Source organism: Martelella mediterranea, from assembly GCF_004342225.1.
GTDB lineage: Bacteria > Pseudomonadota > Alphaproteobacteria > Rhizobiales > Rhizobiaceae > Martelella > Martelella mediterranea_B.
Genome location: NZ_SMAR01000023.1, coordinates 1 through 25,514, shown reverse-complemented (window position 1 = coordinate 25,514; position 25,514 = coordinate 1). Strand labels below are relative to the sequence as shown.

Genomic DNA, 25,514 nt, shown 5'->3' with positions numbered 1-25,514 from the left:
TTATATATCCGTAATTATTTATCGAAAGTCCGAAACCATGATCGATCCGGTCGCAGAAGTCGTTTCACTGCTGAAACCAAAGCCCTCCATCGCCAAGCAGGTGACGGGCGGTGGGCCGTGGCTGGTGGAGCGCACCGAGCTTGGCAGTCCGTTCTATTGCGCAGTCGTCGAGGGCGAGTGCCTTCTGACAATCGCGGGCAGGAAGCCCATACTGCTTAAGGCCGGTGACTTTATCCTCATTCCGGAGGCCTACTCCTTCACCATGAGCAGCCTTCAGCCGCCGCCACGCGGCGCGCTGGCCCGGCGGCTGGAAACCAGCCCCGGCGTCTTCAGGCTCGGCGATCCCGCAACGCCTGTCGAAATCCGGGCAATGGTCGGCCATTGCGCCTTCGGTTCGAACGACAAGGCGCTCCTCGTCTCGCTGCTGCCGGACCTCATTCATGTGCGCGGCGCAAAACGGCTGATGCTGCTGGTGCAAATGATCAACGAGGAAACCGGCGCCAGACGGACCGCGCGCGAGATCGTGCTGGCGCATCTTCTGGAGGTTCTGTTCATCGAGGCGCTGCGCTCAACAGGCGGCGCCGATGCCACGCCGGGCCTTCTGCGCGGCGTGGCCGATCCGCAGCTTGCCCCGACGCTGAGGCGCATCCATGAGAATCCGGCCGGTGGTATCAGTGTCGAAAGTCTGGCAAGGGAAGCCGCAATGTCGCGCTCCACATTCTATGCCCGTTTTCGGCGCGAGATCGGCGTCACGCCGATGGATTATGTCACGGGCTGGCGCATGGCGCTGGCAAAGGAGCTTTTGCGGAAGAAGGTCGCGACAGCAGAGATCGCTGCGCGGGTGGGCTATGGTTCGGTCAGCGCCTTCGCCACAGCCTTCAGCCGCTATTCAGGCATGTCACCCGGCGCGTATTCACGCGGCGATGCGCCCAATTGATGCGACCGTCAGGCAATCTATTGTGCGGACGATAAACCTGCCCGATTTTCGCGATCCGCATTTCAATAAATTTCGTTTTTCTGAACAGAGGTCTGCCATTAAGCTGCATTCAGGCAAGAGGGAGATGCGCTCATGACGCAACAGCAACCGACGGGCTTCATTGGCCTGGGCACCATGGGAACACCTATGGCGCTGAACCTTGTTTATGCTGGCCAGCGGGTTGTCGTCTGGAACCGGACGCCGGAACGCTGCGCGCCGCTGGCTGAGGCCGGTGCTGACGTCGCGCCGACGGCGGACGACCTTTTTACCCGATGCGAAACGGTGCTCCTGATGCTCGAAAACGAGCGCGCCACGGATGCCGTTCTCGGACGCGGCACAGACCGCTTTGCCAAGCGGGTCGGCGGGCATTGCATTGTCTCGATGGGCACTGTCTCGGCAGACTATTCCCGAAAACTTTCGGAAGAGATTGCCGCCGCCGGAGGCCGCTATGTTGAAGCGCCGGTATCCGGGTCGCGCAAACCGGCCGAGGCCGGACAGCTTGTCGGGATGCTTGCAGGGGCGCCGGAAGACCTCGCCCCCTTGCACGATCTTCTCGCTCCGGTCTGCAAACAGGTCTTCGATTGTGGGCCGGTGCCAGCCGCACTTCAGATGAAACTCGCGGTCAATACCTTCCTGATCACAATGGTCACGGGGCTGGCAGAAGCTGGGCATTTCGCAGCGCGACACGGCCTCGACATGGAGCGTTTCGCCGAAATCCTGAACGCCGGACCGATGGCCAGCGATGTTTCGAAGATCAAGATCGAAAAGCTCTGCCATCGCGACTTCACCCGACAGGCCGGCATTTCCGACGTTTTGAAGAACAGCAAGCTGGTGGCCGATGCCGCGCGGGCGGCTGGAACCGCCTTTCCGCTGATGGAGGCCTGCGTGGCGCTTTACGCGGAAGCGGAAGCGCTTGGAACGCCCGAGGACGACATGATCTCCGTGATCCGGGCATTTGAGGCCCGCGCTGACCGCGCCCGTCCTTGATCCGCCTGTCGCATCGCGGCCATCAAAGCGGCAAACAGCCCAACCGCCCCTTCGCGAATGACTGTCCAATCACCAGCATGACGCCCGGCCTGGCTATAGCGGTCAGCTCCGCACAGGCCAACGGATAGGCACGCCAGCTTTCCCACGACATGTCTATTCCCGTTTCGGACCCTTCCCCGCGCCAACCGGTGCGAGCGATGCAAGAAAAGCTCCGCCACCAATCAGGGCGATACCGGCCAGATCAGGCATCCCCGGACGATCGCCGAAAAGCAGAAGGCCCCAAACCAGCGCGAACACAAGATATCCGTTGTCGAACAGTCCGATGACCGGCGCAGGCGCCAGTTGATAGGCAAGCGCCACCGCTGCGGTGATCACGGCCAGAAGGACGCCGAGGCCCGTCAGGAGTTGCCACTCCGGCCACTCGAGTGGCGGCCAGACCGCCAGCAGGAACACCGCATCGTCTCCCGCGCCGGAAAGAACAAGAGCTGCCACATAAGCCGATCCGGCGGCCGCAAGCACGACGTTGAGATTTATCGCCATTGACAATGGCGACACATCCCGGCATCGGCCATAGGTGATGACGGCTGCAAGCGCGTAAAAAAAGCCTGCCATAAGCGGCAGTGCCATCACCGGCGACAACGCCTCCGGCCCGGGCCTGAGAAGCACCAGCACGCCGGCAAACCCAAGAGCAATGGCCAGCACACCACGCCTGCCGATATACGCCTTGCACAAGATGGCCGACAGAACCGTCATCCATATCGGCGACGTATAATAGCAGGCCGCCGCGAGCGAAAAGGAGATGAATGGCAGGGCTGCGTAGTAGCTCCCCCACATCAAGGCCAGGCTGAAGCTGCGCGTCCAGACCCATGGATTTGCCGAAAAGAAGCGGCCGCCTCGCCCCCCGGTCAGCCGGAAAACGATGGCGAGAATGACGGCCGCAACGGCAGAACGCAGCACGAGAACCTGCCCCAGCGAAACCGCGTCGCTGAACAGCTTGACCAGCGCATCGGAGAGCGACAACAGAAAAACCGCGCCGCTGATGGCAAGGATGCCTGCCAGGCGCGCTTGCCGTATGTTCACGATTATGGGTACCATATACGCATGGAACCACACCAGGAAAGCGATGAAAAATGAGAAGTCTTCAAAAATACATAACCAGAACGCATGCAAAGCGATGAGCTGCAACTGGCCCGGTTGCGCCCCTTCGAAGCCGCCGCCCGCCTCGAAAGCTTCACCCGCGCCGCAGACGAACTGGGCCTCACGCAGACCGCCATCAGCCGTCAGATCGCGCAGCTCGAAGCGGAACTGGGCGTGCGCCTGTTCGAACGCCGTAACCGTGCGGTATTTCTGACCGATGAGGGACGCCGCCTTGGCCGGGTCGTCGCAGAGGCGCTCACGTCGATCCGGACGGAGATTGCGTCCATCAGAGGCAGTCGCGATCCGGATACTGTTGTGCTGCGCTGTCAGCTTTGTGAAGCCTTCTACTGGCTGATGCCGCGGCTGGCGGAGTTTCACGCCGCACATCCCGAGATCCAGCTGCAGCTTGTCAGTGCGCTGGATCCGTTGACAGAGGCATTAGAACCCTTTGACATTGCCATTCAGACCACCGGCCGGGCTTGCGGCGCGGCGCGGCTGCTGTTCACGGCCCCGGACGAAATCTTTCCCGTCTGCGCGCCGTCGTTTCTGGATAGTCCCGACCCGCTGCCACCGGAGGCAGTTGCGCATCTGCCGCTGCTGTTCCATCGGGTAACGCCGCAGGACTGGTTCGATTGGCCGGACTGGTTTGCAGCTGCCGGTCTTGCCCGTCCGGCCAGTTTGAGAATGACCGCCTTCGACAGCTATCCCCTCGTGCTGCAGGCAGCCGTTTCCGGCCAGGGTGTCGCGCTCGGCTGGAAACGAACCGTCAGCGGTATGATCGACGAGGGCAAATTACGGCCTGTCTGCAACCTGTCCATCGAAAGACCGGGCGAACTATCGGTCTTTCGCGGTTCCCGCCGCTCCAACCATGCCTCGGTCGAGCGGCTGGCCGCATGGCTGAGAGCCGAACTTGTCTGAATAGCCGTTATTCGTGTTCGGCATAAAACCGGCGACCGGCCCATCATATCCGTCCGGACCGAAGGCCTCGGAAATGTGGCAAGGGCGAACCGCTGGCCGCTGCCCTGCACTTGCCTCTTGCGCGCCGGACCGGGCAGTGTGGCCGTTCGTAGATGAGCCATCATTCTTAAGGGGAGAGAAAAATGCAGGCTGCACCGTGGCAAACACAGGGAAACCATACCGCTGGTATTGTCCTGATGTGCGTCGGCGTGGCCTGTCTGAGCGCCAACGATGCCGTGGCAAAGGCCCTGACAGCGCATTATTCGCCGCTTCAGATCCTGTTTCTTCGCAACGTGATCGCCCTGCCCTTTACTGTGCTTATTGCCCTCATCATGGGTGGACGACCGGCGCTGAAGACGCACCGGCCTTTGGCGCACCTGCTGCGCGGGGTGCTCTGGGTGGCGGCAACAATGCTGTTTTTCACCAGTTTCATATATCTCGGCCTTGCCGAGGCGACCGCGCTGATTTTCGTGGCGCCAGTCTTCATTACCGTCATTTCGGCGCTGTTTTTGGGCGAGAGGGTCCATATACGGCGCTGGCTGGCCGTTTTCTTCGGTTTCCTCGGCGTTCTCGTGGTCATCCGCCCGGGCGGGGCAACGTTTCAGGCGGCGTCGCTGCTGCCCGTCGCCACCGCTCTCGTCTACGCACTGCTGATGTTGAGCGCACGCTGGGTCGATGCGCGCGAAAGTGTCTGGACGCTGCTGGTATACCTGACAGGCACGGCAGCGCTGATCAGCGCATTGATCGTACCGTTCGTCTGGGTGCCGGTGCGCATTGAAGACCTCTGGCTTTTTGCGGCCATTGCCATTTTCGGAACGGCGGGCATGACAATGATGACACAGGCCTTCCGGCTGGCGCCTGCCGTCATCGTCGCACCGCTGGATTATACCGGTCTTATCTGGGCGACACTGTTCGGCTGGCTGATCTGGCGGGAAAACCCGGATGTCACGACCTTTGTCGGTGCGGCGATCATCATCGCCAGCGGCGCGTTCACGATCTTCCGGCAAAAAGCCAAAGCCGCATGAGCGCAATGAGACGCGGCCGATCATGCGAAAACAGTTGAGGAATGAAGGAGGGAATAGAGATGATCAAAGGCCGATGTGAATGCGGCGCAGTCGCTTTTGAGGTGGACGCGGTGCGTGACACCGTAACCGTCTGCCATTGCAGCCAGTGCAGACGAACGAGCGGTCACCTCTGGGCATCGACCCACGCGCCATTCGACAAGCTGACCTTCCTGAATGACGAGGGCCTGCGATGGTACGCATCCTCCGATACGGCCAAACGGGGCTTTTGCGCGCAATGCGGGTCCAGCCTGTTTTATCGGATGAATGACGAAACCGGCATCGGCATCGCCGCAGGCTGCCTTGACGACACATCCGCGTTGCGCATCGGCAAGCACATCTTCGTCGCCGACAAGGGCGACTATTATTCATTGCCCGACGATGCCGAGATTTTAAAGGGCGGTTGAAGCCCGACCATATGTCATGGAAGTGGCCACCCTGGCCTGCCGGAACTGCACCAGCGCGGAGTAAGGAGCGGACGGCGTCGGGAAAGGGTTGTCAGAGAATATGTGGGCATCGTCAGCAACGCGCTCACGATCTACCTCAAAGGCGGGCGATCATCTGCCTTGTCCCAAGAGCCGCGCCCTGTCAGCCAGGCTGCAGATCGTTCCAGCCCTCCGAATGGAAACACGTGGATTTGAGCGATGCCGTTATGGCGGCCCGCTGCTTGCTCTGCCTCCACCGGCTCAACAAGATTGTCCGGTGAATAGCCGGCACCAAGCCCCATCAGACGTTTTGGCTGATGCGCGAGCAATGATGCGGATTTGCCGATCCCGCACATTTTCGCATACTTGATCAGTGTCAGCAGCCCGGCCGGTCCCGCAACGCCCATATGAACCGGGATATCGACTCCGATCTCCCGTATATGCGTTTCCCAGTCCAGAATCGCCTGCGCATCGAAGGCAAACTGGGTGACAATCCGCAGGCTGATGCCGTGACGTGCCGCAAACGCCTGTTTTTCCAGAAGCGCCGCATCGGCCACCGTATCGGAAAAATCCGGGCTGCCTTCCGGATGACCGGCAATCGCCAGATCGGTTATCCCGTTTCTCTCGAAAACGCCGGTTTCAAGCAGCGCCATCACGCTCTCGAAGGGACCGATAGGCCGCTCCAGTCCACCGCCGATGAGAAGCATGCTGGAAACACCAGCTTTGTTCGCCAGTGCAGAAACCCGCCGCTCAAGCAGGTCCTCGGATGCGATCCGGCGTGCGGCGATGTGCGGCACGGGCTGATGGCCAAGCGCTGAAAGCTCCCGTGCCGCATCCAGCATCTTGGCCTCGGTTTCCGGGGCGCCGATATCCGTCAGGTAAACACGCGTGCCACGAGGAAAGAGAAAGCCGTCCGCCGCTTTGAACCGGCTGGGCAGAACTTCAATTGAAGCGGGAAGCGTTCGTGTGTCGGTCATCGGCTTTTCATTTTCAAAGATGGGAAGCATCGGCAGAGGCAAGCGAATTAGCAGCCTATACCATCATCGCCCTTATGAAACGAAACGGCTATGATGGAAAGCCGGAGCTGTCAAAGTCGCGGTAAACCTTTGAAACGAAGCCGCCCCAAGCGTTCCGGTCTTTTCCTATCCGCCACAGGAATCAACCTTCCGAATGTGCGGCAAGGCTGCCGAACTGCCCTGCGTGATAGACAAGCGGCTGTGCTGTCGGATCGCGATCCAGATGCCGGACGTGGCCGATGAGAAGGACATGGTCACCGGCCTCAACCTGCTTGACCACATCGGCAACGATCACGGCTGCGGCCCCCCGCAGAACCGGCAGATCATGATGATGCTCGACGAACAGGTCTGTCAGCGTTTCGTCCGGTCGTCCGGCAAAATGCAAAGCGTGCGTGCGCATGGTTTCGGTCAGGATGTTCACCGCAAAGCGGCGCGCGGCCAGAACCCGGCCCAGCATCTTCGACCGGCGATCGAGAGAGATCGAGATCAGCGGCGGGTCGAGCGAGACCGACATGAAGGCGCTCGCCGTCATACCATGATCGCCCTCGTCAGAACGCGTGGTGATGACCGTGACGCCGGTGGCAAACCTGCCGCAACAATCGCGCAGATCACGCGGATCGATCCTGTCGATAATAGCGGTGTCATTCATCGGCGTCTTTCCTGTTCAAGCATCTCATGCCCTCTCGGCACGGCGCCCGCCCTGCAGGACCAGCCTTGCAAGGCGGGCCGGTTTCCGGACAATATTATGCGGCTGAAAGCTCTTGCCGGACGATTGCCGCGCCCGCACTCAGCGCCTCAAGCTTGCCGCGGGCCACGCTGCGCGCAAGCGGCGTCATGCCGCAATTGGTGCAGGGATAGAGCTTGTCGGCATCGACGAACCGAAGCGCCTTGCGCAGGGTCGCGGCAACTTCTTCCGGCGTTTCGATGGTGTCGGTCGCCACGTCGATGGCCCCGACCATCACCTTCTTGCCACGCAGAAGCTCGATCAGCTCCATCGGCACATGGGAATTCTGGCATTCCAGCGAAACCATATCGATGTTGGAGGCCTGAAGCTTGGGGAAGGTTTCCTCATATTGCCGCCATTCCGAACCCAGCGTCTTCTTCCAGTCGGTATTGGCCTTGATGCCGTAGCCATAGCAGATATGGACGGCGGTCTCGCATTTGAGCCCTTCGACCGCCCTTTCCAGCGTGGCGATGCCCCAGTCATTCACCTCCTCGAAGAACACGTTGAAGGCGGGTTCGTCGAACTGGATAATGTCCACGCCGGCGGCTTCCAGCTCGCGGGCTTCCTGATTGAGGATTTTGGCGAACTCCCAGGCAAGCTTCTCGCGGCTCCGGTAATGGGCATCATAAAGCGTGTCGATCATCGTCATCGGGCCGGGCAGCGCCCATTTGATCGGACCGTCGGTCAGGCTGCGCAGGAATTTCGCATCCTCGACGAAAACCGGCGTTTCGCGCGAGACGGCGCCGACAACGGTCGGGACGCTGGCGTCATAGCGGTTCCTGATCCTGACGGTCTCGCGTTTTTCGAAATCGACGCCATCGAGGTGTTCGATAAAGGTCGTGACGAAATGCTGACGCGTCTGCTCGCCATCGCTGACAATATCGATGCCCGCGAGTTGCTGCTCGGCGAGCGTCACGCGCAGTGCATCCTGTTTACCCTCGGCAAGTTCCGCGCCTTCAAGTTTCCATGGGGACCAGAGCTTTTCCGGTTCTGCAATCCAGCCGGGCTTGGGCAGGCTGCCGGCTGTCGATGTTGGGAGAAGTTTTGTCATGAACGGCAATCCTGTTCGTGTGTCGGTGTTCAAAGCGCGTATTGCGCGGACCATTCATTGAGAATGGCGCGATACGGCTTGATGAAATGTTCCTCGGCAAACCTGCCCTGCTCGCTTGCCAGTCGCGTCCGCTCTTCCCGGTCATAGACAATCCGCGTCAGCGAATGATCGTCATTCTTCAGGCTCGGATGAAAGCATTCGCCCGCAGCCGAATTGGCGTTGTAGATCTCGGGCCGGTAAATCTTCTGGAAGGTCTCCATCGTGGCGATGGTGCCAATCAGCTCGAGATCGGTGTAATCCAGAAGCAGATCGCCGAAGAAATAGAAGGCGAAGGGGGCGACACTGCCCGGCGGCATGAAATAGCGCACGCCCAACCCCATTTTGCGGAAATACTGCTCGGTCAGCGATGTTTCGTTTGGCTGATATTCAAAACCGAGGACAGGATGCTGGTTGGTCGTGCGGTGATAGACCTTCCTGTCCGACACGCTGAGGCAGATCACCGGCAGTTTGCGGAAGCGCGCCTTATAGGCATCCGAATCCACAAAGCACTTGAACAGCTTGCCGTGTAGATCGCCGAAATCATCGGGAATACTGAAGCCGACCCGCTCCCTATTATGCTCGGAAAGCACGACGCTGAAATCATAGTCACGCACATAAGATGAAAAATTATTGCCGACAATGCCTTCAAGCCGCGCATCGGTCTTGCGGTCGAGGATCGTCGTTTGCAGCATTTCGATGGCCGGGAAACTGTCTCCCTTGCCTTCTATATCCAGCTCCACCGAAATGATATCGAGTTCGACGGCGTAGCGGTCACTCTCCGGATTATCCCACTGCGCCAGGCTGTTGCAGCGATTGTCGATCATCCGCAAGGCGTTGCGCAGGTTCTCACGACGGCTTTCGCCGCGGGCGAGATTGGCAAAATTCGTGGTGATCCGCGTCCCGTCGGATGGCGTGTAGTCTTCGTCGAAACGAATGCTCTTGATCGTGAAATTGAAATCTTTGGTCATCGTCTCCGGTGTCCATGCTTCCTGGCGCGCCGCCTATCCATTCGGACGCAACCGGCGCTGCAAATTATTCAGTCAACGCATCGCGCCTTCGGTGCCACGCGATCTTCATCGCAATCGGCTCGACAAGCGGCTCTCATCTGCCGCGGCTTCAGGCGACAGGTGCTCTATGCCCGAGCCGAAACATGAATAAAAATGATTTTATTTCAAGAAAACATGACATGATGTCATGGTAAGACCGATCAGACTTGATCTTCGCCAAAACCACGGGGCTTTTCGGCCCCTTGGAAGCAGCTCATATCCTGACGGTCTCGGCCAGCGCCATGAAGCCATCCAGATAGTCCGGCCTGTCGCCCTTGCGGTGGCCGAGATGGATGGATTTTGCGATCCCCTCGCCGATCCGCACGCCCGTCACCCCCTTGGCCTCGCGCAACAACCAGTCGGGCGTGGCGCTGACGGCGCGGCCGGAGGCTACCAGCCTCAGCATCAGGTCGGTCGTCTCCACCGTGCGGTGACGGCGCGGCAGGGCATGGGCGGGCACGAGGAAGCGGGTAAAGATATCGAGCCTTTCGCGCGAAACCGGATAGGTGATCAGGGTTTCGCCCGCCAGATCCTCCGGCTCGATCCGTTGTTTTTGCGCAAGGGGATGGTTCTCGGCCACCGCCAGAACCAGTTCGTAGTCGAAGACGGGCCTGTATTCGAGACCCGCGCGTTCGATGGGGTCGGGGGTGACGAGTATGTCGATCTCGTGGCTCAAAAGGGCTGCGAGACCGCCAAACTGAAAGGCCGTGGTCACGTCCAGCTCGACATCCGGCCATTCCGCCAGGAACGGGTCGACCACACGCATCAGCCAGTCCTGACAGGGGTGGCACTCCATCCCCACCCGGATCGCGCCGCGCCGCCCGCGCGCATAATCCTCGATCACCGAGGCGCCATGCTCAAGCTGCGGCAGCACCCGCTGCGCAAGGCTTAAGAGATACTCACCGGCAAGCGTCAGCCGCAGCTTGTGCCCCTCGCGCTCCCACAGCTTGACGCCGTAGCGGTCCTCGAACCGGCGGATCGCATGACTGACGGCCGATTGCGTCAGGTTCAGCTGCTCGGCCGCCTGGGTCAGGCTGCCCGTCCGGTCAATCTCGCGCAGGATGGCCAGGGGCTGGATGTCGATCATTGGGCATGAGCTCCCGTCATGAACGTGAATATTTTGTCGAACTCACGTCATGATAGACAATCGAGCTCCTCGCACCAAGAGCCCATTGCAGCTGTGCTCAGCCAATCCGTTGAAGGAAGATGATATTGTCCTTCACCAGCGCTGTCTGGCCGCCCGGCCCGTTGGCCGCGCGCTCGATCTGGCAGACGCAGTTCCTCTGCCAGTCATCGGCGACAAGAGCCGTCGCGCGGAACGTCTCCTCGGCGGTGGGCAGCGGCGTCTCGTTCGACGACCATGACCACGGCGCGTATGAGCCATGCTCGACGATCAGCAGATGCCCGCCCGGCCTGACCACACTGGCGGCGCGCGCCAGAACCCGGGTGCGCGGCCAGTTGTGCGGGGAATGCAGAAAGCTCGCCGTCACCAGATCGTAAGTGCCCTCGGGGAAGGAAGCGGCGAGATCGTGCGCCTCGAAGCGCATGCGCTCCGCAACGCCGGCGCGCCGCGCATTTTCTGCGGCATATTCCAGCACGACGGAGGATATATCGACGGCCGTCACCTGAAAGCCGCGCCCTGCCAGCCAGACGGCATCGTCCCCCTTGGCGCAGCCAAGCTCCAACGCCGCGCCGGGAGACAGCGGACCGGCAAACTGGGCCAACGCTATTCCGGGCTTTCCGGATGAGGTCGGCGAGGCCCTGGAGTAGAGATCGTTCCAGAATTTGTCCTGTGCGGCCATCTGCATCACGATGCCATCCCATTCTGCGGTCTCAGATCGGGGTCGAAGATCAGCGAACGGTGGGCAGCGCTGCCGGCCATCACGCCCGCCGCTGCGGCAACCGTCGCGTTCGCCATCGGGCTTGCCAGATCGCCGGCGGCAAAGACGCCGGCAACCGTGGTCGCCTGCATCTGGTCGACGGCAACGTAGGGCCCGGTCGGCCCGTCCTTCATGTCGCAGCCCAGTTGCGCTGCGATGTCGCTGGAGGGTGCCGTCTGCGGCGCGAGGAACAGGCCCGCAAGCGGAACCGTCCGTCCGTCTTCAAGCCGCACCGCTTCAAGCGCCGGACTGGTTCCGATGAGTTCCGCCACCGGCGTTTCCTCGATCTGAACGTCGCGGCTTTTCAACGATTGAACCTGCTCGTCTGTCGGTTGGAATGCTCTCCCCGTAAACAAAGTCGTCTGCCCCCAGTCGGGCAACAACATCGCCTGATGGAAGGCCATCTCGTCGCGCGCCAGCACGCCCACGGGCTGCCGGTCGAGCTCATAGCCGTGGCAATAGGGGCAATGCAGCACGCTTGCGCCCCAGCGCTCGGCAAGGCCGGGCAGATCCGGCAGGCTGTCGCGCACGCCATGGGCAAGGACGATCCGCCACGCGGTGACGGCGCCGCCGTCGGCCAGAGACACGCGGAAACCATTGCCCTCACGCCGAGCTGACACGGCCGCCTCGTCGCGAAAACGAACGGTCGGATAGGCGCTCAGCTCTTCGCGCAACCGCGCCTTGATCGCGGCCGGGCTTTGCCCGTCCTGTCCCGGAAACCCGTGCGATGCCTCAGCAAAACGGTTTCTGGGCATGCCGGTATCCAGCACCAGCACCGCCTTTCGCGCCCGCGCCAGCTGCATGGCGGCGGACATGCCGGCAAAACTGCCGCCGATTATCAGAACATCATGATCCATAGCCTGCTCCTGTATTCAGCCTTTATGTATTTTTATGAGTTACATGAAACTTCGGATCATGACAAGATACGAAACTTTCATTGTTGCGTGATGGATGCTAGACAGAGACCAGCGAAAAGTCAGGAGCCCATTTCATGCCGCGCGATCTCCGCCTCTCCCGCATGCTGCACGTGCTGATTCATCTCGACCGGCATGTCGAGCGCGCGACGTCGGATCAGATCGCCGGGATGATTTCGACCAACCCTGTCGTGGTGCGCCGCATGATGGCGGGCCTCAGGGACAAGGAAATCCTGATCTCGGAAAAGGGCCATGGCGGCGGCTGGCAACTGGCGCGGCCCTTGAGCGCGATATCGCTGCTCGATGTCTACGAGGCGATCGGCAGCCCGCCTTTGTTCAACATCGGCCCCGGCGCGGAACCTGCCGACTGTCTGGTGGAAAAGGCCGTCGACGCGCGGCTTGATCTTGCGCTACAGGAGGCCGAACGCCGGCTGTTGCAGCAATTCGCCGAAATCTCGGTGGAAGACCTAGCGCAGGATTTCGAGCAGCGTTTTGCCGCGCTTCAGGTCGAGGCCGGCGAGTGTTCAAAAAACGCTTTCTCACACTAGTCACCCGAATCTGAAGTTCGTCTCATTGTTCCGCTTGCTCTGAACGAACGTCAGATTCAACGAGGGTGACTAGCAAGTTTATGTTTCTAGTGTGGTTTTCGAATTTGGAATTCGCAATCAAGGTTGCTGCAATAATGAGGCGAATTTCAAATTCACCACACTAGAGCGCCGTGCATCCATTCGGAGCAGACCGAGGAGACTGGAGTTACCACGCTTCAGCACTCACCGGAGGCTCCGAATTCACATTCACAAGAATGCCCGACTGACCCCGCTGCGTCGAGAGGAGATGGCTGTTGCTGTTCTGTCTGGCGCGCTCACGAAAGCGCAAGCGGCTTTAGTCTATACCGTTTCCCACAAGATCGTGTCTCGTTGGGTCGAGCGCTTCAGAAAGGGTGGACGCGCTGCAATGGCTGACCAGTCGTCGAGGTTTTCACATCAAACCCAGTCGTCTTGTTAGCTCGCTGCCCGGTAACGCATGACCGTCGCGCGCACACCGGGCGGCTGAAAACCAAAATGCGCCGCTGCCCGCACGCAAAGGCACCTTAACGCGAATGGCGCCAGCCACGACCCGAAAGCTGTCTTGCAAACTCGGTCTTAAACTATTCGAACATTGCGTTATCCTCGGCGAACAAGGCCCGATAATGTCCCCGGCAAAAGCGCAAGGACGAGGGAAAACGATGCAAAAACCGGACCGTATCAGACCGCGCGCGGTCGGGATCGCATTCGGGCGCTACGAGCCCGGGCCGCTCAATGCCATCACGGATGTGGATGGGGTGCTGGTGGGGCAGGCAACGCTGATCGAAGGAGCGCGGACCCGCACCGGCGCTACGGCGATCCTGCCGCATGGCGACAATCTTTTCCACAACAAGGTCCCCGCTGGTATCAAGGTGCTTAATGGCTACGGCAAGTTTGCCGGCAGCACGCAGATCGCCGAGCTTGGCGAGATCGAAACACCGATCCTTCTGACCAATACGCTCGCTGTTGGCCGCGCGATTGAAGCCATCAACGGCTGGACGCTGGAGCAGCCGGGCAATGAGCGTGTCACCTCGATCAACGCGGTCGTCGGCGAAACGAACGATTCACGGCTGAACGATATCCGCGCCATGCGGCCAAGCGTCAGCGAGATGATCTGCGCCATCAGGACCGCCCGCAGCGGCGCTGTGGAAGAAGGGGCTGTCGGCGCAGGCACGGGGACGGTGGCTTTCGGCCTGAAAGGCGGTATCGGAACCGCCTCGCGGCGGCTTGCGGTCGCCGGCGAAACCCTCACCCTCGGTGTTCTGGTTCAGGCCAATTTCGGCGGCAGCCTGCGGATCAATGGCCGGGCCTACGAGAACAGCGCCGTTGCCGACAAGGATGGTTCCATTGTCATGGTCCTTGCAACCGATGCGCCGCTGCAATCGCGTAATCTGACGCGCCTTGCCGAGCGCTGCTTCGGCGGCCTCGCACTTACGGGCGCCGCGCTTTCCAACGGGTCCGGCGATTACGCCCTGGCCTTTTCCACGCATCCGGCGCTCAGGCGCACGCCCGTGCGGCGCAGCGAAGTGTGTGACACGCCGGAGCTTCCCAACGAAAAGATGTCTCCGCTTTTCGAGGCGGCCATCGAGGCCAGTGAGGAAGCCATCATCAATGCGCTTGCGATGGCGGTCCCGATGGAAGGCTATGACACCGCCAAGGCCCGCCCCTCCTTCTACGATGCCCTCAGGCTTTCCGCCGACGGCTGACCCCTCCCTTCAATCTTTACCGAAAGGAACTCCCATGTCCGGTGAACGGACCCGTATTGTCTATCTCAACGGCGCCTTTCTGCCTGAAAACGAAGCGCATATCTCGATTTTCGACCGCGGCTTCCTGTTTGGCGACGGGATCTACGAGGTCACCGCCGTACTTGACGGCAAGCTTGTCGACAGCGACCTGCATATGACCCGCCTCAAGCGCAGCGTTCGCGAGATCGGCGGAGAGCTTCCGATCTCCACCGATGAGATCGTGGCGATTGAAAGGAAGCTGATCGCCGAAAACGCGCTGAACGAAGGGGTTGTCTATCTCCAATATACGCGCGGCGCCGAGGATCGCGATTTTCTGTATTCCGAGGACCTGCCCCCCACGCTTCTGCTGTTTACCCAGCAAAAGACCATCGCGCACGCCGCGAGCGCAGAAAAAGGCATTCGGGTGAAGACGGTTCCCGACCAGCGCTGGGCGCGCCGCGACATCAAATCCATCTGTCTGTTGCCGCAGGTCATGGCCAAGCGTACCGCCAAGGCCGAAGGATGCGGCGAAGCCTGGATGCTGGACGGCGACTATGTCACCGAGGGAGCATCCTCGACGGCTTATGTGATGACGCGCGACGGCAGGATCATAACCCGCGGCAACAGTCAGGTAACGCTTCCCGGTTGCACGCGTCTTGCCATTCTCGATCTGGCCCGTGAGGCGGATCTGAAAATCGAGGAGCGTCCCTTCACACTCGAAGAGGCCATGGATGCGCAAGAGATCTTCCTGACCAGCGCCTCCAACTTCATCGCCCCGATTGTCGAGGTCGACGGACAGGCGATTGGCACCGGAGAGCCTGGTCCGGTCTATCGCCGGTTGCGTCAGCTCTATATTGAGCACGCCCGCAAGACCGCGATCTGAGCTGAAAGCGAGCGTCTTCAGGCATCCGGCCCGTCGAGGTCGTCCCAGATCCTGTCGATGATCGGACGGCGGTTCTGCCGGGCGCGGTAAAGACGGATCGCCACCTCGATACGCCAGCCCCCGTCGCCGGTTTCCACCAGTGTTCCGGCGGCGATCTCGTCTCTGACAAGGCTTTCGGGCACCCAGACGACACCCCAACCCGCGGCGGCCATGGCTTTCAGGCCGACCGACATACTGCCGACATGAACACGGTTTTCCTCGGGCAACCGGTCCGCCAGGGCTCCGGATACGAGTTGGCCGAAGAACGAGACCTTCTGGTAGGCGACCGAGTGGCAGCCGTCCTCAATGACGTGCTGCGGCGTTCCATCTCCGGCAGGTGCGCTGACGGGCAAAATGGTCTCGCTGCCGAGCTGGCGGTATTCGAACTCCTGCGGGTCGAGCAGCATCGGCACCACCGGGTGCTGATAGGTCAGCAGGAAATCGGAACGGCCATCGACCAGCGAGATGACATTTTCCTCAAGCGAGCCCGAATCCGGCACCACCTGCGAGGTCAGCGGCCCGATCCTTCGGTTCAGCGCGCTGAGCCACGCCGGAAGAAAGGTAAAGGAGAGCGTATGCAACGCCGTCAGCGTGACCTGCCGCGCAGCCGCCACCTCTTCGGCCTGAAAACTTTTCCGGACATCGTAGATTTCCTGCAGCATGGTGGTTGCGACCGGCAGGAAACGGATACCGGCCTCGGTCAGGCGTGATGGGTAGGTGGCACGGTCGATCAATGTGGTGCCGAGCCAGGTTTCCAGCTGCCGGATGCGGCGGCTGAAAGCTGATTGTGTGACGTGCCGCTCCTCCGCCGCGCGCGAGAAGTTGAGTGTTGTCGCCAGCGCGACAAAATCCTCAAGCCATTTTACTTCCATGATGCGTCTCCTGAGAGGCTGCCCGCTTTTGGGGGCCGGAGCCGTTCTTCTCTATGACGCTTGACACGTTTTGGCAATGGAAGGCTGTTTATCCGGGATCAGCCGAAGCGCCGATACTCCATCATCCGGGCGCGGCTCAGGACTAACTCCAGCCGGTCATTGCTCATGCGATGCAGAAGGATGCGCTTGGTCCATGGGCCATCGACGAGTGTGAACAGAAAACGCCCGTTTCCAAGTGACGTCAACGGCATGCGTTGGCGAACGGGACCGATCCCCATGACAACGGCATCGCCATCCACCTCCAGCATCGCACCTTCCGGGGACAACCACAGTCCGGAAAGATCAGCCGGAACGGTTTCCGCGGCGACCGGGCGGAAACGACGCTCGGCATGGCCAATACGGCCGACAATGTCGTTGCCGTCCTGCTTCAGAAAAGCCGGCGAGGTCGGCGAGCGCGACGACACGATATCGCCGTCATGTTCATAGAGCGTATCTTCGTTATCAAGGTAGTTGAGCGCCGAGCCCGTGATTTCGAGCCACCATGGACCGGTTTCGGTCACATAGAGTCCATCCGGCAAGGCGCTGCTGGCCACCGGAAGCGGCGCGCCGGTGAGCGCAGCCATGGTTTCCAGCGCAATCTTGTAAGCGTTGACGTCCTCGCGATTGGCGACAACGACAATGCCGGTTCCAGTCTCGCGATCAACCAGAAAATGGCTCTTGTATCCAGGGTGGGAGCCGCCATGTCCATAGAGCGTGCGTCCACCAAGCTTCACCTGCCGGATGCCGAGACCGTATCCGGTCTCGGACCCGTCAGCGAAGGTCCGTGACCGGGAAATCCGGTCGAAGATGCCGCCCAGAGCGCCCTCGCCCTTCAGCAGTGCGCCGACCCAACGGGCAAGCGCCGTGGCGCTGCCGGTCATGCTGCCGGAAGCGGAAATATGGAGGCCCGCAGCAGAAAGCTGCCAGTTCTTGCCATCATGCCAGTATCCGGGCGCAAGACCGTCCACCGGATCGTTCCAGACATCCGGCGCATCGAGCGCAATGCCGAGCGCGTCACCCTGCGCGCGAATATAGTCGCGGAAGAACAGACCCTTGCGCTCCAGAGCCGCCTCAACCAGACGATAGCCGGTGTTGGAATAGGAGATTTCCGAACCGGCTTCGAAGTTGAGCCGGGTCATCCGAGACAGAAAATCGAGCAATGGACCTGATTTGGTTTCGGTAAAAACCGAAAGGCCGAGCAGGGTCAGGCATTCGCGCACATCGGGCAGACCGCCGGTCATATCGAGTGCCTGCCCGACCGTCACATCGGCCAGCGGCGCCTGCAATTCCGGCAGATGACGTGACAGCGAGTCATCAAGAACAATCACATCGCTGTTGGCAAGCACCATTGCAGCGAAGGCATGTTTGGTGACCGAGGCATAACGAACCACACTATCCTGTGTGAATGCTGCCTTTGTCGAAAGGCTTTCGAGGCCGCCGGATGTCACGATCTGCGGGCCGGAAGCATCAAAAACGATGATCGCCCCGCCCGGCTCGTCATTGCCCCAAGTGGCTGAAAAGCCTTTGGCTGCTTTTTCCGCCGCATCCCAGTTCACAACTGTCATTTTCCTCATTCCTGCTGATATGTCAGGCGCTGACCGGCTTTTCTTCCGGCTCTTCAAGCTCGACGCTGAGTGTGCGCAATTCCTGTGTGTGCGGATGCGACACCTCGCCGAGACGGAGCCTATCTGTGCTCACCTGCTCTACCATTTCGCCATTTTGCATGACACCGACGTCAGAGCACATATGCGAGACCACAGCCAGATCGTGGCTGACCATGATATAGGTGAGGTTGTGCTCGCGCCGGAGCGCCACGAGAAGATTGAGGATTTCCGCCTGCACTGAAACATCGAGCGCCGAAGTCGGTTCATCCAGCAGCAACACTTGCGGTTCGGCGATCAGGGCGCGGGCAATGGCAACACGCTGCCGCTGGCCGCCGGAGAGCTGGTGCGGAAAGCGGAATCGCACCGACTGTGGCAAGGCCACATCGTCGAGCGCGCGGGCGATCCGGTCATCAATCCGATCCATGCCGTGCACCAGCGGCAGTTCGCTCAAAATGCGGTCGACCGTTTGCCTTGGGTGCAGCGAGCCGTAGGGGTCCTGAAAGACCATCTGCGCCTGACGGAAAAAGGCGCGGTCGCGCTTTGCCCCGACAGGTTCTCCGCCAAAGGAAATCTGTCCTTCCCAGTGCTGGTTGAGACCGGCGAGCGCCCGCAGCACCGTTGATTTGCCTGAACCGGATTCGCCGACAATGCCGAAGCTGCCGCCGGCTGGAACATGGAAGGAAACGGCCTTCACCGCCGCGCGGCCGGAGAAGGCGATGCTCAGATTTTCAACATCGATGTCGATCATGATTTCAGCCACTCCGGATCGCGCTTAAGGACAGGCAGCTCATCGCGCGGATGTATCAGCGACGGCATGCAGTTCAAAAGCCCGCGCGTATAGGGGTGTTCGGCACGGGCAAGTTCGGAGGCCTGAAGCTCCTCGACGATATGGCCGGCATACATCACCGCCACACGGTCGCAGAAATGGGAGACCAGGGGCAGATCGTGGCTGATCATGATCAGACCCATGCCGCGCTCGGACACGAGTTCGTCGATCAGCCGCATGATTTCGGCCTGAACCGTGGCATCGAGGGCGGAGGTCGGCTCGTCAGCAATCAGCAGTTCCGGATCGGGGGCCAGCATCATCGCAATCATCACGCGCTGGCCCATGCCGCCAGACACCTCGTGCGGATAGGATTTGGCAACCTCACGCGGGTTGCGGATCTGCACCTTGTCGAGCAGGTCGATGGCGGCCTCGCGGGCTTCATGCCGGCTTCCGCCCTTATGGAAGCGCCAGCTTTCGGCCACTTGCGAGCCGATGGTCTTCACCGGGTTGAGCGAATATTTCGGGTCCTGCAGAATAAAGCCGGCCCGCTTGCCGCGGATCTGCCGCATGCCGCGTTCGGACGCCTTGAGGATGTCGATCCCGTCGAAACTGATCGCATCGGCCGTAACATTCGCCTGCGGCGGCAAAAGCTTCAGAAGCGCGCGGGCCGTCAGGCTCTTGCCAGAGCCGGATTCTCCGACAATGCCGAGCTTTTCCTGCCCGAGATGCAGCGAAACGCCCTTGACCGCCTCGGACATGCCGCCTGAACGGGTTGGAAAACCGATCCTCAGATTTTCAATATTCACCAGCATGGGTCAGTCTCCCTTCGGATCAAGAACGTCATGAAGGGCGTCGCCAAGGAAGTTGAAGGCGAGCGAGACGATGAAGATCGCCGCACCGGGGGCCGCAGCCACCCACCACTGATCGAAAATGAAACGCTTGGCGGTGGCAATCATCGCGCCCCATTCCGGCGACGGCGGCTGCGCGCCCATGCCGAGAAAGCCGAGGCTGGCCGCCGTGATGATGATCGAGCTCATATCGAGCGTTACACGCACGATCATATTCGGCATGCACAGCGGCGCGATATGGCGGAAGACGATGCGCCAGTTTGAACCGCCCGTCAGCCGGTAGGCGGCGATAAAATCCGAATTGCGCACAGTAAGAGTATCAGCACGGGCGAGCCGCGCATAAGGCGGCCAGGCGGTCAGCGCGATGGCTAGAATGGCGCTCTCGACACCCGGCGTCAGCGCGGCGACGAAGGCGAGCGCCAGAATAAGCCGCGGAAAGGCGAGAAAGACGTCGGTAACCCGCATCAGCGCCTTGTCAACAATCCCGCCGAAAAAGCCGGCGATCGCACCAATGGCGAGCCCGATTGGCGCAACGATGATGACCACGGAGACCACCATGCCGAGCGTGACGCGGCTGCCATAGACAATGCGCGAATAGATATCGCGGCCAAGCTCATCCGTCCCCAGCCAGTATTCGGCCGAGGGCGGCGCCAGACGCAGATCGAGGTTCTGAGCAGCCGGATTGTGGGTTGCCAAAAGCGGTGCGAAAAGCGCCATGAAGAAGAAAAGGAGCACGATCACAAGGCCCATCATGCCAAGCGGATTATGCTTCAGCGCGAGCCAGATACGATAGCGATTGGCCCAGTTCGCCTGTCGACGCGACGAGGGTGCTTCGTCGAGCAACCAGTTATTGAGTTTAGCAAACATGTCAGCGGACCCGTGGATCGAGCAGGCGATAAAGGAGATCGGCAAAGAGGTTCAGGCCGACATAGATGACACCGATCAGGAGCGTCGCGCCCACAACCGGATTCATATCGGCGTTCAGAAGCGCCGTGGTCAGATACTGGCCGAGACCGGGCCAGGCAAACACTGTCTCGGTAACGACAGCACCTTCCAGAAGACCGGCATAGGTCAGCGCCAGAACGGTGACCAGCTGCACAGCCACAGTCGGAAAGGCGTGCGACCAGATAACCGAGCGCAACGGCAGCCCCTTGGCCCGTGCGGTGATGACGAATTCGCCCTTCAGCGCATCGATCATGAAGGCGCGGGTCATGCGGGCGACATAGGCCATCGAGAAATAGGCGAGGATGCAGACCGGCTGCGTCAGATGCGCGACCGCGTCCCAGAAGGCGCCTGTATCGCCGGCCAAAAGAGAATCGATCGTCAGAAGACCGGTTTTAACCGGAACCATGCCATCATAGATGATGCCCTGACGCCCCGGCCCCGGCGCGATGCCCAGTGCCTTGTAAAAAACGATCAGCGAGATCAGCGCCAGAAGAAACACCGGGATCGAATGCCCTGCAAAGCAGACGATGCGTATGACCTGATCAGTGACGCTGCCCTGGCGCACGGCGGCCCAGACGCCAAGCGGAACCCCTATGAGCATCGACAGGATGAGCGCGTATGTGGCCAGCTCGAAAGTTGCCGGAAAATAGTGGGCGATGTCATGCGTGACCGGGTTCTTGGTCAGGATCGACATGCCCAGATTGCCATGCAGCAGCTGCCACAGATAGTCGGCAAATTGCACAGGCAGAGGCTTGTCCAGCCCCATGGCGATCCGGGTCTGCTCGACGACGGATTGCGGTGCGTTGTCGCCAACAGCGGCAATGACCGGATCGACCGGCATAACCCGGCCGATCAGGAAGGTAACGACCGTCAGTCCGAACAGCGTCACGATGACGCTGCCCAGAGTGCCGGAAAAGCCCTTCAGAAAACCTCTCACGACTTCGTGGTCTCCTGGTAGGTGTTCGACGAGGAGAAGACCTGAAGGCGGAAGCCATGCACATCCGTGCGGCAGACAGCCGTATCGGTCTTCTGGAACATGAAGGCGAAGGGGCTGTTTTCCATGTAATCCTTCTGCAGGGATTCATAGAGTTCCAGCCGCTTTGCCGGATCCTTCTCGTCGCGGGCGGCCTTGGCGCGAGCGGCGAAATCGTCGTTCTGGAAATGCGAACGCCAGATGAAGGGACGATCTTTGGCATCGTCGGAATTGTCTTCGTTGATGCAGAAAACTTCGGCGTTCGAGTTCGGATCGAAGTAGTCCGTACCCCAGGACGACATGGCCATCTGGTGCTGACGGGCGCGCATCTTGGTCAGCACCTGACGGTTTTCGCCAGCGAGCAGGTTGACCTTGATGCCGATCTCGCCAAGGCTCGCCTGAACCGCCTGAGCAATATCCGGATAGGGCTGGTTGGAATAATGGTCCATGGTGATCTCGAAACCGTCGCCAAGACCGGCCTTTTCCATCAGCGCCTTGGCCTTGTCGATATCCTGACGGAACGGGTTTTCGGTAACAGCGCCCGGAATGCCCGATGGCTCGAAGCTCTGATGCACGGCATAGGTCATCGGGACGATGTTCTTCTGCATGCCCTCATAATCGAGCGCCCATTTGATGGCCTGCCAGACTTCCGGTTTCGACAGATATTCATTGTCCTGATTAAGCGAAATCAGCATCAGCGCGGCAACTTCCTGACGGATCATATTGAAACCGTCGACGCCTTCGACCTGCTTCAGCTGTTCACTCGTCAGATTGCGGGCAATGTCGACATCGCCCTTCTGCAGCATCAGGAGCTGCGAGGACGGATCGGCAACGTGGCGCACCAGGATGCGCGTGATGTTGCCCTTATAGGGGCCGTATTCATTGACCGTGAGCGAAATCGCTTCACTTGGCTTCCAGGCCTGCAGGACAAACGGGCCGGAACCGGCGCTGTTCTTGTTCAGCCAGCCCTTGCCCATGTCATCGCCTTCGACATGCGCTTCGACAACGGCCTTTTCGACAATCGCACCGACACTGGCCGACAGGCAATAAAGCAGGAACGAAATCGCGGTCGGTTCTGCTGTCGTCAGGGTCACGGTCTTGTCATCGACGGCAACGATGGTCTGTTCGACATTTTCCGGTGTAAAGCCGAACTGGCCGATAATGAACGCCGCGCCGCCATTGATCTTGATGGCACGCTGCAGCGAATAGGCCACATCTTCAGCCGTTACAGGGTTGCCGGTCGAAAAGGTTGTATCAGCCAGCTTGAAAGTGAAAACCTTGCCGCTGTCATCGACACTCCAGCTTTCTGCAATGACCGGCTCGATCTTGGACGAGTCCTCTGGATCCGGAACGATCAGATTCTGGTAGAGATTGGTGCAGATTTCGCCTGCCAGAGACTCATAATTGGCATGCGGATCCAGCGTGGTGATGTTGTCGAGTTGCTGGGCAACAACCAGAATATCCTTGGGCGTGTCGGCAAAGGCCTGTGTCAGGTCGAGGTAGGAGAGGACAGGCACGACGGCGCTGCCGATCAGGAGTTGTCGTCTGGAAATCATCTGAATTGTTCCCTTTCAATGTGGTGCCAGCGAGCTGGATGTCGCTAAAGCCAATTGGTTGCTTATTTTTTTAGCAGACAGTCAATATTGCTGTTATCAGGGCATCGTCGGCCTGACCAATTCCGTTTTTTGCAGGTCCTATGCAGGCTTTGCATTTGTTCTTCGGCAGAGAGGCGTCATAAAATGCCGGCTTTCCGCTGGAAAGCCTGTTTCCACCCCTTCCGACCGTTTTCCCAGGACAAGATTGATGCCCCCTTTTTCAGACACGCCTGTTTTCGACGGGCACAATGACGTACTTCTGCGCTTGCGCCGTTCGAAGAAGGAGGATCCGGCGAAAGCGTTTCTGAACGGGGATGACGAAGGTCACATCGATCTGCCGCGTGCGCGTGAGGCTGGCTTCGCCGGTGGCCTCTGCGCGCTGTATATCCCCTCACCCAGCCGGGAAAAGGACGCCGACGGAAACTTTCCGACCCCGGCGCAGCCCGAGGCGCTCAATGAAACCATGGCCATGGCACATCTGCTGTTCGACATCGAGCGCCGGTCCGGCGGTGACGTGACAGTCTGTCGCACGGGCGCGGATCTTCGCCGCGCCATCGCAGAAGGTTCATTCGCTGCCGTCTTTCATATTGAGGGCGCCGAGGCCATCGACAATGATCTTGACGCGCTTTACGTTTTGCATCAGGCGGGTCTGCGCACGCTTGGCCCCGTCTGGAGCCGGCCCAACGCCTTCGCCTTCGGCGTTCCGTTCCGGTTTCCCTCCGGCCCGGATATCGGTCCGGGACTGACGGATGCCGGCAAAGCGCTCATTCGCGCCTGCAATGAGCTGAAGATCATGGTCGATCTGTCGCACATGAACGAGAAGGGCTTCTGGGACATTGCGGCCATTTCCGATGCGCCCCTGGTCGCCTCCCATTCGAACGCCCATGCCCTGTGCCATCATTCCCGCAACGCCACGGATCGTCAGCTCGATGCCATCGGCGAAACCGGCGGCCTGATCGGCATCAATTTCGGCGTCCTGTTTCTGAACAGGGATGGCATCAAGGACACGTCGGTCGGCGTCGGGCCCATGCTCGATCATATCGACTATGTCGCCAACCGCATCGGTATCGACCACATCGCCCTCGGTTCTGATTTCGACGGCACCACAATCCCCGCTGTCATGAAGGATTGCCGCGGCGTTCGCCTGATCATCGACGGGCTGAAGGCCCGCGGTTATGACGATGAAGCCATTGCAAAGGTCACGCACGAGAACTGGCTCCGGGTCCTCGGAACCAGCTGGGGAGAATAGGTATCCCGGCGGCTTCCGTTTCGCCAGCCACCGGCGCTGATGCAAGCGTTCTTGACGCCATCAGGAACGCGGAGTTGCTATTGCGACAAGGTCCGGTTGTCATTGTGGTTTTTGTTGCCAGCGTGAGACCGGATCCAATAACCATCTACTCACCCTGTTCATAATTTCCCGAACCATTTCGTGTTTGAGCGGACGATTGTGATCCGACACGATCGCTTCCAGTTGAAGGCGATTGGCAGGGTTCAGAAGAATCCACACGATTTGAGATATGAAGCCATGTTCTTGCATCTGATCAAGATGCGAACGCATGATCGCATCAGTGCACTATGTATTTCGAATTGACCGATTTTGTGTGGTGTCGCAATCGGCCTTGATGGGCGCAAAGAACACGACCCGGACAATGCCGGGCCGTGTTCTTTTTTTATCATTTTTCGGGTGATCAGCTTGATCAGAACCGGATGTCCAACCGGGCCGTTGCACTGTTCTGCGTATAGCCGTCACCGAACTGGCCTTCATATCCAAGTCCGATTGAGGTCATTTCGTTGACATTGAAATCCATTCCGACACCGATGACTGCCGTGTCCCTGGCCACCGGAACGCCGTTTACGGTAAACGGTGACGAACCTGTCAGTGCGGCCGTTGATGTCGGATCAATGTCGCCATAGGCATGACGCCAACCTGCATCGAGATAGGCTTCTGCCTTGGTCGTTGCGATGTCAAAACCTGTCGAAGCACGCATACCCAAGGTGCTGAAATACGTATTCATCGTATCCGATTGAACGCCTAATGCAGCGGCCGTTGCGCCGCTTTCGCTGAAGCTGCTGGTGTTGAGATTGACGTAGGACAGGTTTGCGTAAGGCTCAAGCTGCACCTGATCCGCAGGCTGATACTGGAAAGCAACCTCACCGAAAGCCTGGAACGTATTGGCGTCGTAGCTGCCGTTCAATTGATCGTAGAAACTGCCAAAACTGATTGTTCTGTCGACCTCGGGTGTATTCCAGGTGTAGGCAAGGCCAGAACGTAACGCCCAGCCCGTACTGCCTGAAAGATCCCACTGACCGCCTGCATAGGCGCCGAGCATATAGGCGTTGGCGTTGCCCGAGGCATTCTGATCGTTGTCGAACGAAGTGTAGCCATAGCCCGCCAGAGCGCCGACCCGCCAGTTTTCGCTCAAAGCACCGTCAAAACCGGCAATAAAGCC

General features: G+C 59.9%; 26 protein-coding genes. 10 read left to right on the top strand and 16 right to left on the bottom strand.

Annotated elements, in window-relative coordinates:
* Positions 1 to 37 precede the first annotated feature (37 nt).
* Together EDC90_RS14015 and EDC90_RS14010 are read left to right on the top strand one after the other, a co-directional pair.
* Positions 38 to 937: an AraC family transcriptional regulator gene (locus tag EDC90_RS14015; protein WP_132312711.1), complete on the top strand. Its 900-nt coding sequence runs from the start codon at positions 38 to 40 to the stop codon at positions 935 to 937.
* Positions 938 to 1,069: 132 nt separating this feature from the next.
* Entirely contained in the window at positions 1,070 to 1,963 is an 894-nt protein-coding gene (locus EDC90_RS14010; protein WP_132312709.1) for an NAD(P)-dependent oxidoreductase, read from the top strand.
* Positions 1,964 to 2,116: 153 nt separating this feature from the next.
* Here EDC90_RS14010 and EDC90_RS14005 read toward each other — a convergent pair whose 3' ends face one another.
* Positions 2,117 to 3,043, bottom strand: a complete 927-nt coding sequence (locus tag EDC90_RS14005; RefSeq protein WP_207903916.1) for a DMT family transporter — start codon at positions 3,041 to 3,043, stop codon at positions 2,117 to 2,119.
* 84 nt (positions 3,044 to 3,127) lie between these two features.
* On the opposite strand from EDC90_RS14005, the gene EDC90_RS14000 reads away from it, so the two are divergent.
* The 3 genes from EDC90_RS14000 (at position 3,128) to EDC90_RS13990 (ending at position 5,525) form a co-directional block, all read left to right on the top strand.
* Positions 3,128 to 4,018, top strand: a complete 891-nt coding sequence (locus EDC90_RS14000) for a LysR family transcriptional regulator (protein ID WP_132312705.1) — start codon at positions 3,128 to 3,130, stop codon at positions 4,016 to 4,018.
* Positions 4,019 to 4,200: 182 nt separating this feature from the next.
* A complete protein-coding gene (locus EDC90_RS13995) occupies positions 4,201 to 5,082 on the top strand; it encodes a DMT family transporter (RefSeq protein ID WP_132312703.1) in 882 nt (293 codons plus the stop codon).
* A 59-nt stretch (positions 5,083 to 5,141) separates the two neighbouring features.
* Positions 5,142 to 5,525 carry a GFA family protein gene (locus EDC90_RS13990; RefSeq protein WP_132312701.1) on the top strand — a complete coding sequence of 128 codons (384 nt, stop codon included), beginning with the start codon at positions 5,142 to 5,144 and terminating at the stop codon, positions 5,523 to 5,525.
* A gap of 131 nt (positions 5,526 to 5,656) precedes the next feature.
* On the opposite strand, the gene EDC90_RS13985 is transcribed toward EDC90_RS13990, so the two are convergent.
* From EDC90_RS13985 to EDC90_RS13955, 7 genes are all read right to left on the bottom strand, one after another.
* On the bottom strand, positions 5,657 to 6,520 hold the full coding sequence (locus EDC90_RS13985; protein WP_245511059.1) for a methylenetetrahydrofolate reductase: 864 nt from the start codon (positions 6,518 to 6,520) through the stop codon (positions 5,657 to 5,659).
* A gap of 181 nt (positions 6,521 to 6,701) precedes the next feature.
* Positions 6,702 to 7,208, bottom strand: coding sequence for a flavin reductase family protein (locus EDC90_RS13980; RefSeq protein ID WP_132312697.1), 507 nt, complete (start codon positions 7,206 to 7,208; stop codon positions 6,702 to 6,704).
* Between the two features lie 94 nt (positions 7,209 to 7,302).
* Positions 7,303 to 8,334: a methionine synthase gene (locus EDC90_RS13975; protein ID WP_132312695.1), complete on the bottom strand. Its 1,032-nt coding sequence runs from the start codon at positions 8,332 to 8,334 to the stop codon at positions 7,303 to 7,305.
* A 29-nt stretch (positions 8,335 to 8,363) separates the two neighbouring features.
* On the bottom strand, positions 8,364 to 9,341 hold the full coding sequence (locus EDC90_RS13970; protein ID WP_132312693.1) for a DUF1852 domain-containing protein: 978 nt from the start codon (positions 9,339 to 9,341) through the stop codon (positions 8,364 to 8,366).
* 292 nt (positions 9,342 to 9,633) lie between these two features.
* Positions 9,634 to 10,506 (bottom strand): LysR family transcriptional regulator, encoded by an 873-nt coding sequence (locus EDC90_RS13965; RefSeq protein ID WP_132312691.1) that lies wholly within the window; start codon positions 10,504 to 10,506, stop codon positions 9,634 to 9,636.
* Positions 10,507 to 10,603: 97 nt separating this feature from the next.
* Complete coding sequence (locus EDC90_RS13960) at positions 10,604 to 11,227, bottom strand: class I SAM-dependent methyltransferase (protein WP_132312689.1); 624 nt, start codon at positions 11,225 to 11,227, stop codon at positions 10,604 to 10,606.
* Complete coding sequence (locus EDC90_RS13955) at positions 11,227 to 12,156, bottom strand: NAD(P)/FAD-dependent oxidoreductase (protein ID WP_132312687.1); 930 nt, start codon at positions 12,154 to 12,156, stop codon at positions 11,227 to 11,229. Before EDC90_RS13955 ends, EDC90_RS13960 begins: the two co-directional genes overlap by 1 nt.
* Before the next feature lie 134 nt (positions 12,157 to 12,290).
* Between EDC90_RS13955 and EDC90_RS13950 the strand changes: the two genes are divergently transcribed.
* The 4 genes from EDC90_RS13950 (at position 12,291) to EDC90_RS13935 (ending at position 15,383) form a co-directional block, all read left to right on the top strand.
* On the top strand, positions 12,291 to 12,761 hold the full coding sequence (locus tag EDC90_RS13950; protein ID WP_132312685.1) for an RrF2 family transcriptional regulator: 471 nt from the start codon (positions 12,291 to 12,293) through the stop codon (positions 12,759 to 12,761).
* Between the two features lie 238 nt (positions 12,762 to 12,999).
* Positions 13,000 to 13,218: a leucine zipper domain-containing protein gene (locus EDC90_RS13945; protein ID WP_432420010.1), complete on the top strand. Its 219-nt coding sequence runs from the start codon at positions 13,000 to 13,002 to the stop codon at positions 13,216 to 13,218.
* A gap of 220 nt (positions 13,219 to 13,438) precedes the next feature.
* Positions 13,439 to 14,482, top strand: coding sequence for a P1 family peptidase (locus EDC90_RS13940; protein ID WP_132312683.1), 1,044 nt, complete (start codon positions 13,439 to 13,441; stop codon positions 14,480 to 14,482).
* Positions 14,483 to 14,516: 34 nt separating this feature from the next.
* Positions 14,517 to 15,383, top strand: coding sequence for a D-amino-acid transaminase (locus tag EDC90_RS13935; protein ID WP_132312681.1), 867 nt, complete (start codon positions 14,517 to 14,519; stop codon positions 15,381 to 15,383).
* A 17-nt stretch (positions 15,384 to 15,400) separates the two neighbouring features.
* Here EDC90_RS13935 and EDC90_RS13930 read toward each other — a convergent pair whose 3' ends face one another.
* From EDC90_RS13930 to EDC90_RS13900, 7 genes are all read right to left on the bottom strand, one after another.
* Positions 15,401 to 16,294: a LysR family transcriptional regulator gene (locus EDC90_RS13930; protein ID WP_132312679.1), complete on the bottom strand. Its 894-nt coding sequence runs from the start codon at positions 16,292 to 16,294 to the stop codon at positions 15,401 to 15,403.
* Between the two features lie 98 nt (positions 16,295 to 16,392).
* Positions 16,393 to 17,898, bottom strand: a complete 1,506-nt coding sequence (locus tag EDC90_RS13925) for a serine hydrolase domain-containing protein (protein ID WP_132312677.1) — start codon at positions 17,896 to 17,898, stop codon at positions 16,393 to 16,395.
* A 22-nt stretch (positions 17,899 to 17,920) separates the two neighbouring features.
* Positions 17,921 to 18,685 (bottom strand): ABC transporter ATP-binding protein, encoded by a 765-nt coding sequence (locus tag EDC90_RS13920; protein ID WP_132312675.1) that lies wholly within the window; start codon positions 18,683 to 18,685, stop codon positions 17,921 to 17,923.
* Positions 18,682 to 19,515, bottom strand: a complete 834-nt coding sequence (locus EDC90_RS13915; protein WP_132312673.1) for an ABC transporter ATP-binding protein — start codon at positions 19,513 to 19,515, stop codon at positions 18,682 to 18,684. The genes EDC90_RS13920 and EDC90_RS13915 overlap by 4 nt, the downstream gene beginning before the upstream one ends.
* A 3-nt stretch (positions 19,516 to 19,518) precedes the next feature.
* On the bottom strand, positions 19,519 to 20,418 hold the full coding sequence (locus EDC90_RS13910) for an ABC transporter permease (protein ID WP_132312671.1): 900 nt from the start codon (positions 20,416 to 20,418) through the stop codon (positions 19,519 to 19,521).
* Between the two features lies 1 nt (position 20,419).
* Complete coding sequence (locus EDC90_RS13905; RefSeq protein WP_245511058.1) at positions 20,420 to 21,433, bottom strand: ABC transporter permease; 1,014 nt, start codon at positions 21,431 to 21,433, stop codon at positions 20,420 to 20,422.
* Entirely contained in the window at positions 21,430 to 23,025 is a 1,596-nt protein-coding gene (locus EDC90_RS13900) for an ABC transporter substrate-binding protein (RefSeq protein ID WP_132312669.1), read from the bottom strand. Before EDC90_RS13900 ends, EDC90_RS13905 begins: the two co-directional genes overlap by 4 nt.
* A gap of 247 nt (positions 23,026 to 23,272) precedes the next feature.
* Between EDC90_RS13900 and EDC90_RS13895 the strand changes: the two genes are divergently transcribed.
* Positions 23,273 to 24,313, top strand: coding sequence for a dipeptidase (locus EDC90_RS13895; RefSeq protein WP_132312667.1), 1,041 nt, complete (start codon positions 23,273 to 23,275; stop codon positions 24,311 to 24,313).
* Positions 24,314 to 24,761: 448 nt separating this feature from the next.
* Here the strand turns inward: EDC90_RS13895 and EDC90_RS13890 are convergent.
* A partial coding sequence (locus EDC90_RS13890) for an autotransporter outer membrane beta-barrel domain-containing protein (RefSeq protein ID WP_132312665.1) occupies positions 24,762 to 25,514 on the bottom strand: 753 nt, incomplete at its 5' end.